The organism is Mycobacterium simulans, assembly GCF_900232995.1.
GTDB lineage: Bacteria > Actinomycetota > Actinomycetes > Mycobacteriales > Mycobacteriaceae > Mycobacterium > Mycobacterium simulans.
In genome coordinates, this window is the sequence record NZ_OCVX01000003.1 from 1,128,136 (window position 1) to 1,141,777 (window position 13,642).

Consider the following 13,642-nt stretch of genomic DNA (forward strand, 5'->3'; position numbering starts at 1 on the left):
CCTTCCAAGAAACGATTGCGTTTCTTAGCTCCGACTCGTACTCTCTGTTGCAAGAAACGGTATCGTATCTTGGAGGTCCTCATGAAGGCACGACCGGTTTTGTACCCGCTGCGCTCGGTAGACACCGCGACTGTGCGCTTCAGCAGATTTGCGCATCACCGCCGTCGCGTCACCATCGACCATCGAGTGCTAGCTGACGTCACCCCGACGATGCTTTTCGATTGGTTCACCCAGCTGGACGGAACCATGCCGTACGGCGATGAGATCATCCCCCGCTACCTCGCGTGGCACCCGATCGATCACATTCACTGGGAATTGGCGAAGCCGGCGCCAGGGGGCGGCGCAGCCGAGGGAGCCCGCTTTCGCATCGTCGAAGCCTTCGGCGCTAGGCCAGAGTTCAAAGTCGACGTCGTCGACCGCGTAGAAAAGCTGGACGAGACGGGCATTCGCCTGGTGGAGCGGGTTGCCGGCGTCATCGCCTTTCAGCTCGAGCACACCTGGTCGGCGGGGCCGGATGGCGTCCATTACGTCACCGTGCTCGACGTCGGGGCGCGCACGCCGCTGTTCGCGCCGATCAACCGCATCGCCTGCAGACGCTTCCCCGACGACATGCTCCATGCCTGGATCAGGCACAACATCGAAGAGGTTGGTCAGCTGGAATATCTGCTACCCCAACTAAATTCATCGGATGAACGAGGTCGATCTACCCACACCGTCGCCGCGGCACGGTGATCATCGCGGTCGAAGCAGCCAAACACGTCGGCCGGCCCCGGTCTACTTCAACGTCGTATGGGTAAACCAGTCGACGATCACCGTCGCGGAATGATCCATGGCCCAAGCCTTCTCGCTTCGGTGGAGGTGGATATCCGCATGGCATGCGATGGCCCGTTGCGTCCGGACCTAATGCCCGCGGAACTCGTCCATGGAGTTGTATACGCCGACGCGCCGGAGGTACACATCGCGCAGCCGGGTAGGCAGCACAGCCGATAGCACCTTATTCATCTTCGACGTCCACGGCATGATGACGAACGGCCGGCCCTCCAACATCGCTGTCCATGTCTGCTCGACAACGTCTTCCTGCTTGAGCATCGGAGTGAACAGGATGCCCTTAGCGCCGTCGAACATGCCGGTATTGATGTAGGTAGGGCAGACGGTCGTGACCCTGACCTCCTCGTGACCGGCCTGTTCAAGCTCCAGCCGAACGGAATCAGAAAAGCCGATCGCCGCCCACTTGGAAGCGGCGTACGCGGCCATGCGAGGGATGGCGTTCAGCCCGGCCGACGATGCGATATTGACGACGCGACACTGCGCGCCCGACTCGATCATCGCCGGCAGGAACTCCCGGGCCACCAGCATGGGGCCAATGGAATTGACTTCCATGGTGAGCGTGAAATCGCGCGGCTGATTCTCCCAGAAGTAGCCGTTGCCACGCACGATGCCAGCGTTGTTGAACAGCACATGAATCGTGCCGACAGTGGCGCGGACCCGCTCGGCCGCCTCGGCCACCCCGGCTTGCGAGGTGACGTCGACGGTCTCGCAATGGATCGTGCCCCCAGCCGCTTTCAGCTCGGCTTCTAACTCGGCAGCGGTCTCCTTCAGCGCGGCTTCGTTGGCGTCCCAAAGGACCACCGCCGCGGCCCCCTCCTTGACGGCCTTGGTGGCGAACAGCTTGCCAAGGCCCATGGCCGCCCCGGTGACTAGGACATTGATCCCGCTAACGGATTGCATATACGTCTTATACCCTGCTAACGCGTCGACCCAGCGACCACGTCCGGAACTTAGCGTCGGCGCGCCTTTCCGGCAGGCCGATAACCGGCGAGGAACACTCGTACGGCGGACCGTGAGTGGCGGTCGACGTCGATGGCGGACTCCACTCGTGGCCCGCCGTAGAACAGTGCCTGGTCGATGCATCGGCCGACCACGAGGAACGCGAAATGCTCAGCGGCAGTGTCTGGTTCACGTACCTCCAACAGGCCGCGCTGGTCCAGCCGGGCAAAGCAGTCGGCGAACGCCGACAGCATCCGGCTCGGGGCTCGGTCGTAGTAGAGCGCAGCGAGGTCGGGTAGGCGGTTGGCCTCACCGACCACCAACCGGCGCAGCTGCACCACGGGTTCTTGTAGGACCGCGCGCAGGTAGTCGCCGGCCAGTGCGATCAAGTCCTTTTCCAGATCGGTGGTTTCCGCGAGCATCGATGCGCGGGCCACGAACGCGGAGACCGTGGTCTCCAAGGCCTCGTTCACGATGGCCATCAGCAGTTCGTGCTTGTCGCCGAAGTGTTTGTACACCGTCTGTTTCGACACTTCGGCCGACGCCGCGATCGCATCAACGCTGGTGCCCTGATAACCGTTGCCCAGGAACAGTTCCCGACCCGCGGACAGGATGGTCATTCGTTTGCGGGCGGAACGACCCAGTGGCTCGGTCATGTCACCTCCGGAGAGTACTGGACAGTCTAGTTTTTGGTACTGTACGGTCTAGTTCCATAGTGACACGGAGGCCCGCTTTGACCATCACCGATTGCCCGCCCCTTTCGGGCCGCATCACCAAATCGCTTCTCGGATACGGCGTCATCGCCGGCCCGATCTATGTGCTGTCGGTTGGCGCCCAGGCGGCCACTCGTGACGGGTTCGACCCGACCCGACATGCCGCCAGCCAGCTCGCCAACGGAGACCTCGGGTGGATCCAGATCGCGACCTTTCTGATCACCGGCGCGATGACGATCGCGGCGGCCGTAGGGTTCCGCCGCGCACTCGGCGAGGGACGTCGCTCAGCATGGGCGGCCGGTCTGCTGGGTGGCTATGGACTCGCTTTGATGATCGCGGCGGCCTTTCGCGCCGACCCGTCCGACGGGTTCCCGCCCGGCACACCGCCGGGCATGGGTCATCCGAGCTGGCACTGCATGACCCATTTCGCCGTCGCTACGGTGGGCTTCATCTGCCTGGTCGCCGCGTGTTTCGTGGTTGGCGGATGGTTTGCGCGAGGACCCGGCGGCGCCGGCTGGGCGTGGTTTTCGCGCATCGCCGGGTTTTTGTTCGCGGGAAGCTTCCTCACGATGTCCTCCGGTAGCACCGCTTCGATTTTGGCCTTCACCGCGGCCGTCGTGGTGGTCTGGGCGTGGCTAACGGCCGTCTCGGTCAAGCTGTACCGCAACGTCGGCCATACGGCTACGGGGTCCGCACGTTAGTGTGCTTTGGTCCGCCTCAGCGAACAGGCGGATAGAAAAGTTGAGCACATTCATGACCACAACAGAAGCGTCGGCGATCGAATCGCGGGTTGGCCACTACTACCAGATGGATGACACCTACCTGGTTGGCCGCGAGAAGGTACGCGAGTACGCCCGGGCAGTGCAGGATAGCCACCCAGCACATTGGGATGTCGCCGCCGCCGCAGAACTGGGATATTCGGGCCTGGTGGCGCCGCTCACGTTTACGTCGGTCCCCGGCATGGCCTGCAATCGCCGCATGTTCGAATCGGTGGTCGTCGGTTACGACACCTACGTGCAGACCGAAGAGGTCTTCGAGCAGCACCGCCCGATCGTGGCCGGCGACGAGCTGCACGTTGACGTCGAACTGACGTCGGTTCGCAGGATTGCTGGCAGAGACCTGATCACCGTGACCAACACCTTCACCGACACTGCCGGCGAGCGGGTGCACACCCTGCACACCACCGTCGTCGGCCTCACCGCCGAGGATGTCGATCCGGCGATCAAGTCCGCCGTGCAGAACGCGATGATGCACGATGCGTACGCGCTCCCAATCGGCGAATCCGATGCCGCCTATCACAAGACGGTGCGCCCCGAGGGCGAAGTTCGGATTGCCGAGGGCGGCACTACCCGCACGCCAGGGACACCGTCCTTCGATGACGTGCGGGTAGGTGACGAACTACCGGTCCGCCACGCCCGACTGTCCCGCGGCGACCTAGTGAACTATTCCGGCGTGGCCGGCGATGCCAACCCCATTCATTGGGACGAGAACCTCGCCAAGCTGGCTGGACTGCCCGACGTGATCGCCCACGGAATGCTCACCATGGGTTTGGGTGCCGGATTCGCCTCCGCCTGGTCGGGCGACCCCGGCGCGGTCAGCCGCTACGCGGTGCGGCTGTCCGCGCCCGCAATCGTGCCGGCGATCGACGGCGCCGACATTGAATTCAGCGGCCGGATCAAGTCACTAGACCCGGCCACGCGCACCGGTGTTGTCGTTCTTGCCGCCAGGTCCGGTGGCCGAAAGATCTTCGGCTTGGCGACGATGAACGTCCGCTTCCGCTGATCTGGCGTCCCTGCTCCGGCACGCCCGTCGGCGCGATTCAGGAGGCAACCAGGTCGTCGATTTGGTTGATCGCCGCTGAGGCGCCCTCGATCACGCCCATGTCCAGCACCTGCTGGAGCGCCTCGGCGGACTCGAAGGTGCTCACATAGGTCGCGCGAGTGCCGCCGTCGTGCTCGACGTAGGTGTAGACGTTCCGGGAGACCGGCATTCCGGGGAGCGGGTTGAAGTCCAAGTCGGCGAAGCCATCGTCGAAGGAGAAGCTCGTCGGCTCGTCCACGGCCGTGATCTGCCACCATCCCGCATGCTTGTCACCCTCCGGGCCGGTCATGAAATACGTTGTGCGGCAACCTGGCCTGAGGTCGTGGTCGACCACGGTCGCCGGATAGGTCGGCGGCCCCCACACCTTTTCCAGCTGACGCGGGTCGGCGTAGACCTGCCAGATCCGCGCCACCGGCGCCGCGAAGTCGGCGGTGATGGTCAGGGTCAGGTTGTCGAGATCCTGCTGGACGTCGGTCACCGGCATGGTTCAGTCCTCCTTGATTGAGTCGGATGAGATGAGTTCGTCGATGCGTGCGATGCGACCACGCCAAACCTGTTCCAACTCAGTGAGCATGGACGCCACCGACCGCACCGCCGCCACATCGCCGCTGGCCAGCTGCTCGCGACCGCTGCGTCGCTTGGTGAGCAGCCCGGCCCTTTCCAGCACGACGACGTGTTTCTGCACCGCCGCAAAGCTCATCTCGTACTTCACTGCGAGCGTGGAAACCGAGTGCTCCCCAGCCAGCACCCGGCGCATGATGTCACGCCGGGTCCGGTCGGCGAGCGCGTGGAACAGGGCGTCCGCCCGGTCCTCGTCGATCCCGATCACTCGTCAAACATACAACCGATCGGTTGTATGTTGTCAAGCCCTCGCCGAATTCCGAACCTGGTGTGCAGCACGCAGTGGTGAAAAAGTACAGCCATGCGCGAATATCTGAAGTTCTACATCGACGGCGAGTGGGTCGATCCGGTCGAGCCCAACAGCCTCGACATCGACAATCCGACCACCGAGCAGGTCAGCGGCAAGATCGCGCTGGGTTCGGCGGCCGACGTCGATAAGGCCGTCAAGGCCGCCAGGACAGCGTTCGCTACCTGGTCGACGAGCAGCCGGGCAGAGCGCCTCGACCTGCTGCGGGCGATCCTCGCCGAGTATCAGAAGCGGTCCGCCGACCTCGGCGAGGCGGTCTCCGAGGAGATGGGCGCGCCGCCGTCGCTCGGTTCGGGTACCCAGGTTTACCTCGGCCTCGGACAACTCACCAATGCGATCGATGCGCTGAAGAACTTCTCGTTCGAGGAATCGCGCGGGTCGACGCTGGTGACCAAGGAGCCGATCGGGGTGTGCGGCCTGATCACGCCGTGGAACTGGCCGCTCAACCAAATCGCCTGCAAAGTGTACCCCGCGCTGGCAACCGGTTGCACAATGATCCTCAAGCCGTCCGAGGTCGCGCCGTACTCGGGGCAGATCTTCACCGAGGTGATCGAGGCGGCAGGGGTACCGGCGGGCGTCTACAACATGGTCTTCGGTGACGGCGCCGGTGTCGGCGTGGCGCTGGCGAGCCATCCCGGCATCGACATGGGGTCATTCACCGGTTCGACGCGCGCGGGCATCGACGTCGCCAAGAACGCCGCGGCGACGGGGAAGCGCGTGACGCAGGAGCTGGGCGGAAAGAGCCCGAACATCGTGCTCGACGACGACGACTTCGTGCGGAACGTCGCGATCGGTGTGAAGGCGATGATGCCGAACTCGGGTCAGAGCTGTAACGCGCCGTCACGCATGCTGGTGCCGAAGGGGCGCAAGGACGAGGCCCTCGCCGCCGCCCGGGCCGCCGCCGAGTCGGTGAAGGTTGGCGACCCGAATGACAAGTCGGCGATCGGTCCGGTGGCGTCGAAGGCACAGTTCGACAAGATCCAGCGCCTGATCCAGTCGGGCATCGACGAGGGCGCCACCGTCGTTGCCGGCGGCCTCGGCCGACCGGACGGTCTCGACACCGGCTACTACGTCAGGCCGACGGTGTTCGCCGATGTCACCAATGACATGGCGATCGCGCGCGAGGAGATCTCCGGGCCGGTGCTGTGCATCCTGGAGTACGACGACGTCGATCACGCGGTGGAACTCGCCAATGACACCGACTATGGCCTGGCGGGCTATGTTTCGGCCGGCGACATAGAGGCGGCGCGTGCGGTGGCCCGCAGGATTCGTGCCGGTCAGGTCGCGATCAACCACGCGTTCGACCTGAACTCACCCTTCGGTGGCTACAAGCGCAGCGGCAATGGTCGCGAATGGAGTGAGTTCGGCTTCGACGAGTACCTGGAGGTCAAGGGCACCGTCGGCTACGCGCCCCAGTAGCCCGCAGCAGTCGCGCCCGGCGAAAAGTACTAGTACGGAATCGATTTCGACCGGATCGCGGCGCACGAGAGCTGGCGAGGAACTGGTCACGCCGCAGCTCCGAACCAGGTGGCGAGTGCAGCGCGCAGCGATTCCCGAAGTGCATGATCAGGCCGAGCTGTGTCGGTGGCCCAGGCGACGTAGCAGTCCGGGCGCAACAGCAGGGCGCACGCGCGGGAGTCGCGTGTGCAGCCGGTGACGGTATCGACGCGGTCCCGCCACCCATCGACTTCGGTTGCGTAGCAGGCGTCTTCGGTGAGGTCGAGCAGGAGTGGTCGGGCGGTCCTGGTCAGCTCGGCCAGTCGCAGCGTGCCGTGGCCAGTATCGAGCACCAGGTCCGGGGCGCAGCGGCCGACGAGTGGGTGGGCGCCGGCGGCGCCCATGTCGTAGTGAACGTCAGCACCGGCCATCAAGTTCGCGATGTGGGCGACTGTGTGCACGTCGTCGAGGAGTTCGGTGAACAGTTCCCGCAGCGCGGTGACTTCGGCGCCGGGTGCGAGCAGCGCGAGCTGTGCCTGGGTGTGTAAGGCGGCCCGGCGCGCGGCTGGCCAGCGCTCGGCGTGGTAGGTGTCCAGCAGGCGTCGCGGCGCCCAGCCGCGTATCGACGCCGCGAGTTTCCAACCGACGTTGATCGCGTCCTGCAGGCCGAGATTTAATCCCGGGCCGCCGAGCACGAACTGAACGTGGGCGGCATCGCCCACCAAGAGCACGCGGTCATCGGAGAAACGCTCGGCCAGACGGGTGTTGACACCGGTCGTGCGGGTGAGCCGATGCGCTGGCGGCTGTAGGGGCAGATCGGCGCCCAGCACTCGACGGACACTCTCGCGGAATTCGCCAAGCGTGAATGGCACCGTTTCGTCGACGCCGCCGGCGGTCCACTCAACCGTGAACATCAACGGAGGACGTGACGGTAGATTCCCGAAGGCAAACAGCCCGGTGTCGGTGCGTTGCGAGATGAACGGCGGGATGTGTCCATAACCAGGCACATTCAGCCCACCGGTGGCGGTATCGACCAGGTCGGCGGGCACCGCACCCTCGACGGTGCGGGCTACCACGTCGTCGTTTGTCGTGCCCGGAAAGCCGATACCGGCCAACTCGCGGGTCGTGCTGTGGCCGCCGTCGGCCCCGACGACGTAGCGGCAGCGCATCTCGTAGCGGCCCCCGGGACTGTTGACCTCGATGATCACCTCATCGGCGCGTTGTGACAGGCCCGTGAGCTCATGACCGCGGCGGATTTCCACCCCCAGCTCGGCGGCACGCTCGTCCAGGACTTGCTGAATGCGTGGCTGCGGCACCGGCAGAAGATAGAACGGGTTGTCGTCGAGTGCGGCCAGATCTAGAGGCAGTGCCCCGAAGAAAAACGTCGGGGCCGGCTGGGGAATCTCGGAATCCCCGGTCAGCCGCTGATATAGGCCTCGCCGGTCGAGCATCCGGACCACCTGACCGACCAATCCGTTTGCACGGGTCTCGTCGGGTGGCTGGGCGAGCCGTTCCAGCACAACGGGACGCACACCGGCCAAGCTCAGCTCGCAGGCCAATATCAACCCGACCGGGCCACCTCCGACAATCACTACATCCACGACTCGCCTCCCGGCAACGCGTTACCGCCGACACTGCGACTAGGCGACGGCGTTGTGCAATCAATTCGGGGACGACCGAAACCTCACGCCGGGCTGGCGGCGGTTCGCATCGAGCAGGTCGACGCCGAGACCGGTGGCGTGATGGACGACGGCTTTGCCGTCGCGGCGGCTGTTGACCAGGCGAGCGGCCCGTAGCGCCGAGGTGTGTTCGGACGCCGACGCTGGACTGATACCGAGGGTTCGCGCGACGTCGCCGGTCGTGTGTTCATCGACCAACAACCGCAGCACTGCCGCGCGGGTGGATCCGAGAATGGCGGCGAGCGTGTCGGATTCGCTGCCGACGCGAAACGTCAACTCGGCCGGCGCCGGATAGGCGAGCACGACCGGTTGGTCGCCGAGGTCGCCGACCAGCGGTGGTCCCGTCCAGAAGACGACGGGCGTCAACACCACACCCCGGCCGGCCAAGCGCACCGTGCGCTCCTGCGGAGTATTGATTTCCAGGCAGTCGCCGCTCCACCGGGAGCCGGGGACGGTGGCGGTCAACGCAGTGCGCAGACCGCGGTCTGCCACGAGGCGACCGCGCCGGACACGCTCGCTGCGGTGGTTGGCCCGAATATCGGGCCAGTGCGGCTCGAGCACCGTCGTGAACAGGTTCCTCGTCCCGCGGCACAACGACAACGTGGCTTGTCGGTCGCCCTCGAGGGCGTACCGAAGGAATGGCGGAACTCCGACGTAGGGACAGCTACGAAACTGTTCCAGCTCAGCGCGCAGTTGGCGTGTGCTCAACCTCGAGACCGTCTCCAGGCTCTCGTCGAGGTCGTCCGCAATCACGGTCGGCGAGATCGACCACGTGAAGGGGCCCGTCAAGGTCCGCACCGATGCTGACGACGTGGACGGCGCCGCGAGCGCACTACATCGCCACCGCGCACCCCACGGTGTCGAAATGCCTTGGCGCAACGCGCGCGCCGCGAACTTGATTTCCAAGGCCGGGGCGGGCTGAGCCAAGAAGTGCGTCGACGCGAAATCGTTGGCGGTGAAGAACAGCCGCAGCATGCCAATCCATTTTACGACTCGATCGGCACGGGTACCGGGTGGTCATCCCGGCGAGCATGGTGCCGGGCGATTCGCGGTTGACGTTGCGCTGGTCCCGTTCTTGGTCTATCACGGGATGACACGAATTATGCAGTTTTGCAGGTTATTTCGAATCAACCGCACAGAGTTGTCCGCCGATTGGCTACGGATCCACCATCAAGCGCAGCGGGAAATGCATTAGGGCCGTTGCTATTTGATGTCGCGGAGTCGTGGGTCGGTCCGAGGCTCAGCCAGCGATCGGACGGTGAACGTCAAACAGGGCCAGGTCCGCCGCTGCGCGCCCGGCACTCCGTCGGATTGGGGCTATCGAGCCAATAGATTACCAATGTGGTTATGCGCTGCCCTTCAGTCGGCCTGCTGCATCTGCTTCCGGCCAGCGAAAGCTGCGATTAGGCGATGACCTCGGCCGAGGGCCACGCGCCGCCTAGCCTGTGATCCGTGGTCAGCAGCACCAGACCCGCCGTATCGGCGAACTCGACGTACAGGGCATCGGCCAGACCTAAGGTTTCGCGCCGCGCCCACGCCCCGGCAAGCAACGACGGCAGGCCGTGACGAGTCACCGGCGCCTGACGCAGCTCATCCAGTGCCACATCAACCTGCGCAACAGTCAGCACGCCGGCGCGCTGCATGCGCCCGAGCGCCGACAGCACCTCCGCATCGAAATGCGCCGGAGCATGCATCACCGTTCCAGCCAGCCGCGCACGCACCGGCGCGAACCGATCATCAGTGCGTGCAACCAAATCCACCATCACACTGGCATCGACGACGACAGGCTCTGCCGGCGGCGAGGACGCGGCCTGGCTCACGCGCCAAGCTCATCGCGAGCGGCATCAATCGCGGCCAGCACGTCGTCATGCCGAGCACCAGTGTTTCTGGCCTCCAACCCCTCAAGCCACACATCAGTTGCGGAATTCTCCAACTCGGCACTGATTGCCGCCTGCGTCAGCGCCGAAATATTCAACCCCCGCGCCCGTGCACGCTGCGCCAGCTCATCCGGCACATACACATTCAGCCTTGCCATACACACAAATATACACACAGTCTGAACGGCTGGTGTACCTGACCTGAGCCTGATCAGTTGACCCGCGCGTCCTCAGATGGAGTGCGGTGTTGTTTTAATGGTGGTTTACTGTGGTGTAGGCGGTATTGTTTGTATGGATCTTCCGCTTTACATGCGATGGAGGCGCGGGATGCCCGTTCTGACCCCTTCAGCTGCACACAGGCTCGAAATCGACGCGGCTTCGATGTCGATCCGTGAGATCGCCAGGTATTTGCAGGACACCGTTGGCCAGCGCGTCTCGGCGGCGATCGCTGGCTTGGCCGACGCCAAACAGATAGGCCGCTATACCCGCGAGGACGGCCCGCAACCGCACGCGACGACCGACCGTCGGCTGCGCGAAGGCTACAAGGTAGTCCGGATGCTCGTCGATGCGTACGACGACGAGACCGCCAAAGCATGGCTGTTCGGCACAAACACGCGCCTGGACGATCAAGCGCCGATCGAGGTCCTAGGGGCCGCGACTGAAACAGCGGATTTCACAATGGTGATACAAGCGGCGCGCCAGGTGGCTACCTTTCAGGCGTGAGCGGCAGCCCGGTCGACGGCCCATTATGGCGAGTCGGATATCACCGCGCACCAGTTGATTTCACTCCGCTGGACCTGTACGGATTCTCGCACCGGTTCGGCGATGTCGACCAGCGGTTCCGAACACTGTATCTTGCCGAGTTCGAGGTGACGAGCCTGCGCGAGGTGCTGGCGGACTTCCGGCCGAATCTGGCTGCACGTCAACGCCACATCGAGCGTTACGGACCCGAGGCCGCCGATGATTTTCCGGTCGCGCCTGTGACGGCGAAGTGGCACCAGTTCGACGCTGATACCCGCCAAGAGCTTGAGGACCGCCACGCGGCACTATTGGTCGAGTACGGCCTAGAGCATCTCGATCTGAGCGAGATTACGACGAAACGACGCAAGGTCACACAGACGATTGCTAGTGATCTGTTCGACCGCGGCGCTGCCGCTGTGCAGTTTCCGTCCCGGTTGGACGGCAAGGTCTGTATCGCACTCTTCGAAGGGCGCGGCATCGTGCACCAGGCGGGCGATGTCGTCGCGTTGACCGATCCGCCTCCCGATGCACTTTTGACTGTCACGGGTGAGTGGAAGCTCAAAATGCAGAAAGCGTCTTAACTAACCGTCGGGCAAGTGCCTGCGGCAGTGCCAGGCTATTGGCGAGTTCTTATAGTGCTACACCGGCACTTGCTGGGCGCAGCCGGGCGACGATGCCGTCGAGGTCGAGCACGAACATATTGGGCCGGAAGACGTGGCCGCCGGGCTCCTCATGCGATTCATGCGGGATGCCGGCGGCGCCGAGGCGTTCGCGGAACTCCCGCTGGCCGGCAAGCACCTGGGTCTCCTGCACGCTGTCGAACCAGTTGACCGGGTCCGGGCTGGTGCCTGCGACGAGGAAGATCCGCTTGTTCCGGTAGCTGTCGATACGCTCGACCGGGTTGTCGGCGCTGACCCTGGCCTCGTCCCACGGCACGCCGTAGACCGTGGCGCCGCCCAGGTCTAGCACCGCCGAGGTCAAGTTTGCCCAATGCACGACCAGGCCGAAGTCGCGGCGCAGACTCGCCGGGCCGGAGTGGCTGCTCACCGAGGCGAAGTGGCCGTAGTACTTGGCTGCGTATTTCAGCGCACCGAACCCACCCATCGAAAACCCCGAGACCGCACGGCCGTCGTACTCGGCATACGTTCGGAAATTCGCGTCGATCCACGGGATCAGCTGGGCGATGTGGAATGTCTCCCAGTTTCGCGGGCCGACGAACGAGCCCACCGGGTTGGAGTACCAGCCCGCGTGCCCGCCGTCGGGCATCACAACGATGATCGGCCTTCCGGAGGTCAGGTTTCGGATGCCTAGAAAGTCGAACTGGCGGAAGTCCGCGTCCGGGCCGCCGCCGTGGAATAGGTAGAGGACGGGATAGGTGCGTCCGCTGGTGCGGTAGTCGTCGGGCAGCAGGACGTTGACACCGGGGTTCCAGCCGATCGCGTCGGTCTGGAACCGGTAGTACCACATGCGAGGGTCGTTCTCGTTGCGGTCCACGATACGCAGCCCGAACCCGTCGCTGCGCCCGAGGAATATGACCAGTACCTGCCCGACGTCGATGACGGCGGGATCGGCGATGCCATTGACGCTGGCGATCAGCGGATAGAACGAGGCGTCACCATAGAAACGCGTAGCCAACGCCAACAGCGTGTCCCCCGCGACAACGGTGTATCTCGTGAAGTCGGGAATGATCAGCCGCTGCCCCACATCGATCGCGCCGGGATCGGCGATCCCGCTGGCAGTGGCGATCAACCGATACAGTTGCGCGTCACCATAGAAACGCGTAGCCAACGCCGACAGCGCGTCCCCCGCGACAACCGTGTATCTCGTGAAGTCGGGAATGATCAGCCGCTGCCCCACATCGATCGCGCCGGGATCGGCGATCCCGCTGGCGGTCGCGATCAACCGATACAGTTCCGCGTCACCATAGAAGCGCAACGCCAATTGCCACAGCGTGTCCCCCGCCACAACCGTATGTGTTCTGACCATGCGTTCACCCCTTCAGTCGCACTGGCGCCAACTTCCGCTAGTGAAGACGGTTGCGCTGACACCACCAATTGTAGGCGCGCAAAAGCGTGAAACGATTGACTTACAAGGCATTACAGACATCCCTGGACTTTGCCAATCCGTATCGACCCGGCGCCAACGATCCTGCAATCGGCGGGCCTGCCGGTCTCGGCGAACGGGCGCAACTCATCGAGGTGGTCGTGTCGCTGCGGCTGTATCGCTTCCCTCTCGTCGCGCGCCGCGATGAATTTTGCAGCCACGCCGTGTCCGACCGACCAGAACCTGCTCGAAGCGCCTGCGGCCGGCGTTAAGGTCGCGATCGAGCTCCAAGATCCCGCCGAGGTCAAACGCTGCCACCGCCAGGCCACCGCCCGTGTTCACCAATGCCGCTTCGGCAAAAGGCTTATGTAATAGCCATTCTCGCGGCTGGCGTTGCCGCGGCGGTCGTTGTCTGAGCCCACGTAGGATTCGGTACGTACCGGCGTTCGGCGTCCGCGCCGCGCGTTCGATCGCGCTGAGGTTGCATTCCACTGTTGGTAGTGACACGAGAAAGATGACATGTGATGGGGACCCCCTCGGCACAGACGCTCGATGATCTATGCGTCGGTAATTTTTCAGGAGCTCGAGGAGGTCCCGCTGATGACGATGGTAGGCGGTTTTGACGTGCATCGGCAG

The 13,642-nt window shown here is 64.3% G+C and carries 16 protein-coding genes; 7 read left to right on the forward strand and 9 right to left on the reverse strand.

Annotation, left to right across the window (positions count from 1 at the left end; genetic code table 11):
* Nucleotides 1-81 precede the first annotated feature (81 nt).
* Nucleotides 82-732 carry a hypothetical protein gene (locus MSIMFI_RS05845; protein WP_191496494.1) on the forward strand — a complete coding sequence of 217 codons (651 nt, stop codon included), beginning with the start codon at nt 82-84 and terminating at the stop codon, nt 730-732.
* A gap of 168 nt (nt 733-900) precedes the next feature.
* Here MSIMFI_RS05845 and MSIMFI_RS05850 read toward each other — a convergent pair whose 3' ends face one another.
* Together MSIMFI_RS05850 and MSIMFI_RS05855 are read right to left on the reverse strand one after the other, a co-directional pair.
* On the reverse strand, nt 901-1,728 hold the full coding sequence (locus MSIMFI_RS05850; protein ID WP_186240976.1) for an SDR family NAD(P)-dependent oxidoreductase: 828 nt from the start codon (nt 1,726-1,728) through the stop codon (nt 901-903).
* Between the two features lie 50 nt (nt 1,729-1,778).
* Nucleotides 1,779-2,423 (reverse strand): TetR/AcrR family transcriptional regulator, encoded by a 645-nt coding sequence (locus tag MSIMFI_RS05855; protein ID WP_191496495.1) that lies wholly within the window; start codon nt 2,421-2,423, stop codon nt 1,779-1,781.
* Between the two features lie 77 nt (nt 2,424-2,500).
* Here MSIMFI_RS05855 and MSIMFI_RS05860 point away from each other — a divergent pair, with 77 nt between their 5' ends.
* Both MSIMFI_RS05860 and MSIMFI_RS05865 read left to right on the forward strand, forming a co-directional pair.
* A complete protein-coding gene (locus MSIMFI_RS05860; RefSeq protein ID WP_191496496.1) occupies nt 2,501-3,181 on the forward strand; it encodes a DUF998 domain-containing protein in 681 nt (226 codons plus the stop codon).
* 52 nt (nt 3,182-3,233) lie between these two features.
* Nucleotides 3,234-4,262, forward strand: coding sequence for a fused (3R)-hydroxyacyl-ACP dehydratase subunits HadA/HadB (locus tag MSIMFI_RS05865; protein WP_191496497.1), 1,029 nt, complete (start codon nt 3,234-3,236; stop codon nt 4,260-4,262).
* A 37-nt stretch (nt 4,263-4,299) separates the two neighbouring features.
* On the opposite strand, the gene MSIMFI_RS05870 is transcribed toward MSIMFI_RS05865, so the two are convergent.
* A complete protein-coding gene (locus MSIMFI_RS05870) occupies nt 4,300-4,785 on the reverse strand; it encodes an SRPBCC family protein (RefSeq protein ID WP_191496498.1) in 486 nt (161 codons plus the stop codon).
* Between the two features lie 3 nt (nt 4,786-4,788).
* Entirely contained in the window at nt 4,789-5,130 is a 342-nt protein-coding gene (locus tag MSIMFI_RS05875) for an ArsR/SmtB family transcription factor (RefSeq protein WP_191496499.1), read from the reverse strand.
* A gap of 93 nt (nt 5,131-5,223) precedes the next feature.
* Here MSIMFI_RS05875 and MSIMFI_RS05880 point away from each other — a divergent pair, with 93 nt between their 5' ends.
* The gene (locus MSIMFI_RS05880) at nt 5,224-6,648 is read left to right on the forward strand and encodes an aldehyde dehydrogenase family protein (protein ID WP_191496500.1); all 1,425 of its coding nucleotides are present in this window, start codon (nt 5,224-5,226) and stop codon (nt 6,646-6,648) included.
* Nucleotides 6,649-6,734: 86 nt separating this feature from the next.
* On the opposite strand, the gene MSIMFI_RS05885 is transcribed toward MSIMFI_RS05880, so the two are convergent.
* From MSIMFI_RS05885 to MSIMFI_RS05900, 4 genes are all read right to left on the reverse strand, one after another.
* Nucleotides 6,735-8,267 carry an FAD-dependent monooxygenase gene (locus MSIMFI_RS05885; protein WP_191496501.1) on the reverse strand — a complete coding sequence of 511 codons (1,533 nt, stop codon included), beginning with the start codon at nt 8,265-8,267 and terminating at the stop codon, nt 6,735-6,737.
* A gap of 60 nt (nt 8,268-8,327) precedes the next feature.
* Nucleotides 8,328-9,320, reverse strand: coding sequence for an ArsR/SmtB family transcription factor (locus MSIMFI_RS05890; protein ID WP_191496502.1), 993 nt, complete (start codon nt 9,318-9,320; stop codon nt 8,328-8,330).
* A gap of 428 nt (nt 9,321-9,748) precedes the next feature.
* Nucleotides 9,749-10,165: a type II toxin-antitoxin system VapC family toxin gene (locus MSIMFI_RS05895; protein WP_224770095.1), complete on the reverse strand. Its 417-nt coding sequence runs from the start codon at nt 10,163-10,165 to the stop codon at nt 9,749-9,751.
* A complete protein-coding gene (locus tag MSIMFI_RS05900; protein ID WP_186240969.1) occupies nt 10,162-10,380 on the reverse strand; it encodes a type II toxin-antitoxin system CcdA family antitoxin in 219 nt (72 codons plus the stop codon). The genes MSIMFI_RS05895 and MSIMFI_RS05900 overlap by 4 nt, the downstream gene beginning before the upstream one ends.
* Before the next feature lie 169 nt (nt 10,381-10,549).
* Here MSIMFI_RS05900 and MSIMFI_RS05905 point away from each other — a divergent pair, with 169 nt between their 5' ends.
* Entirely contained in the window at nt 10,550-10,945 is a 396-nt protein-coding gene (locus MSIMFI_RS05905) for an XRE family transcriptional regulator (RefSeq protein WP_186240968.1), read from the forward strand.
* A complete protein-coding gene (locus MSIMFI_RS05910) occupies nt 10,942-11,544 on the forward strand; it encodes an RES family NAD+ phosphorylase (protein WP_191496503.1) in 603 nt (200 codons plus the stop codon). The genes MSIMFI_RS05905 and MSIMFI_RS05910 overlap by 4 nt, the downstream gene beginning before the upstream one ends.
* Nucleotides 11,545-11,593: 49 nt before the next feature.
* Here MSIMFI_RS05910 and MSIMFI_RS05915 read toward each other — a convergent pair whose 3' ends face one another.
* Nucleotides 11,594-12,949 carry an alpha/beta hydrolase-fold protein gene (locus MSIMFI_RS05915; RefSeq protein ID WP_191496504.1) on the reverse strand — a complete coding sequence of 452 codons (1,356 nt, stop codon included), beginning with the start codon at nt 12,947-12,949 and terminating at the stop codon, nt 11,594-11,596.
* An 86-nt stretch (nt 12,950-13,035) separates the two neighbouring features.
* On the opposite strand from MSIMFI_RS05915, the gene MSIMFI_RS05920 reads away from it, so the two are divergent.
* Complete coding sequence (locus tag MSIMFI_RS05920) at nt 13,036-13,278, forward strand: hypothetical protein (RefSeq protein WP_224770096.1); 243 nt, start codon at nt 13,036-13,038, stop codon at nt 13,276-13,278.
* Nucleotides 13,279-13,642: the final 364 nt, after the last annotated feature.

What these genes read in the sequence shown, in the direction of transcription:
- MSIMFI_RS05845 (WP_191496494.1), top strand. Translation starts at nt 82, where the DNA reads ATGAAGGCACGACCGGTTTTGTACCCGCTGCGCTCGGTAGACACCGCG.
- MSIMFI_RS05850 (WP_186240976.1), bottom strand. Translation starts at nt 1,728, where the DNA reads ATGCAATCCGTTAGCGGGATCAATGTCCTAGTCACCGGGGCGGCCATG.
- MSIMFI_RS05855 (WP_191496495.1), bottom strand. Translation starts at nt 2,423, where the DNA reads ATGACCGAGCCACTGGGTCGTTCCGCCCGCAAACGAATGACCATCCTG.
- MSIMFI_RS05865 (WP_191496497.1), top strand. Translation starts at nt 3,234, where the DNA reads ATGACCACAACAGAAGCGTCGGCGATCGAATCGCGGGTTGGCCACTAC.
- MSIMFI_RS05870 (WP_191496498.1), bottom strand. Translation starts at nt 4,785, where the DNA reads ATGCCGGTGACCGACGTCCAGCAGGATCTCGACAACCTGACCCTGACC.
- MSIMFI_RS05880 (WP_191496500.1), top strand. Translation starts at nt 5,224, where the DNA reads ATGCGCGAATATCTGAAGTTCTACATCGACGGCGAGTGGGTCGATCCG.
- MSIMFI_RS05890 (WP_191496502.1), bottom strand. Translation starts at nt 9,320, where the DNA reads ATGCTGCGGCTGTTCTTCACCGCCAACGATTTCGCGTCGACGCACTTC.
- MSIMFI_RS05900 (WP_186240969.1), bottom strand. Translation starts at nt 10,380, where the DNA reads ATGGCAAGGCTGAATGTGTATGTGCCGGATGAGCTGGCGCAGCGTGCA.
- MSIMFI_RS05905 (WP_186240968.1), top strand. Translation starts at nt 10,550, where the DNA reads ATGCCCGTTCTGACCCCTTCAGCTGCACACAGGCTCGAAATCGACGCG.
- MSIMFI_RS05915 (WP_191496504.1), bottom strand. Translation starts at nt 12,949, where the DNA reads ATGGTCAGAACACATACGGTTGTGGCGGGGGACACGCTGTGGCAATTG.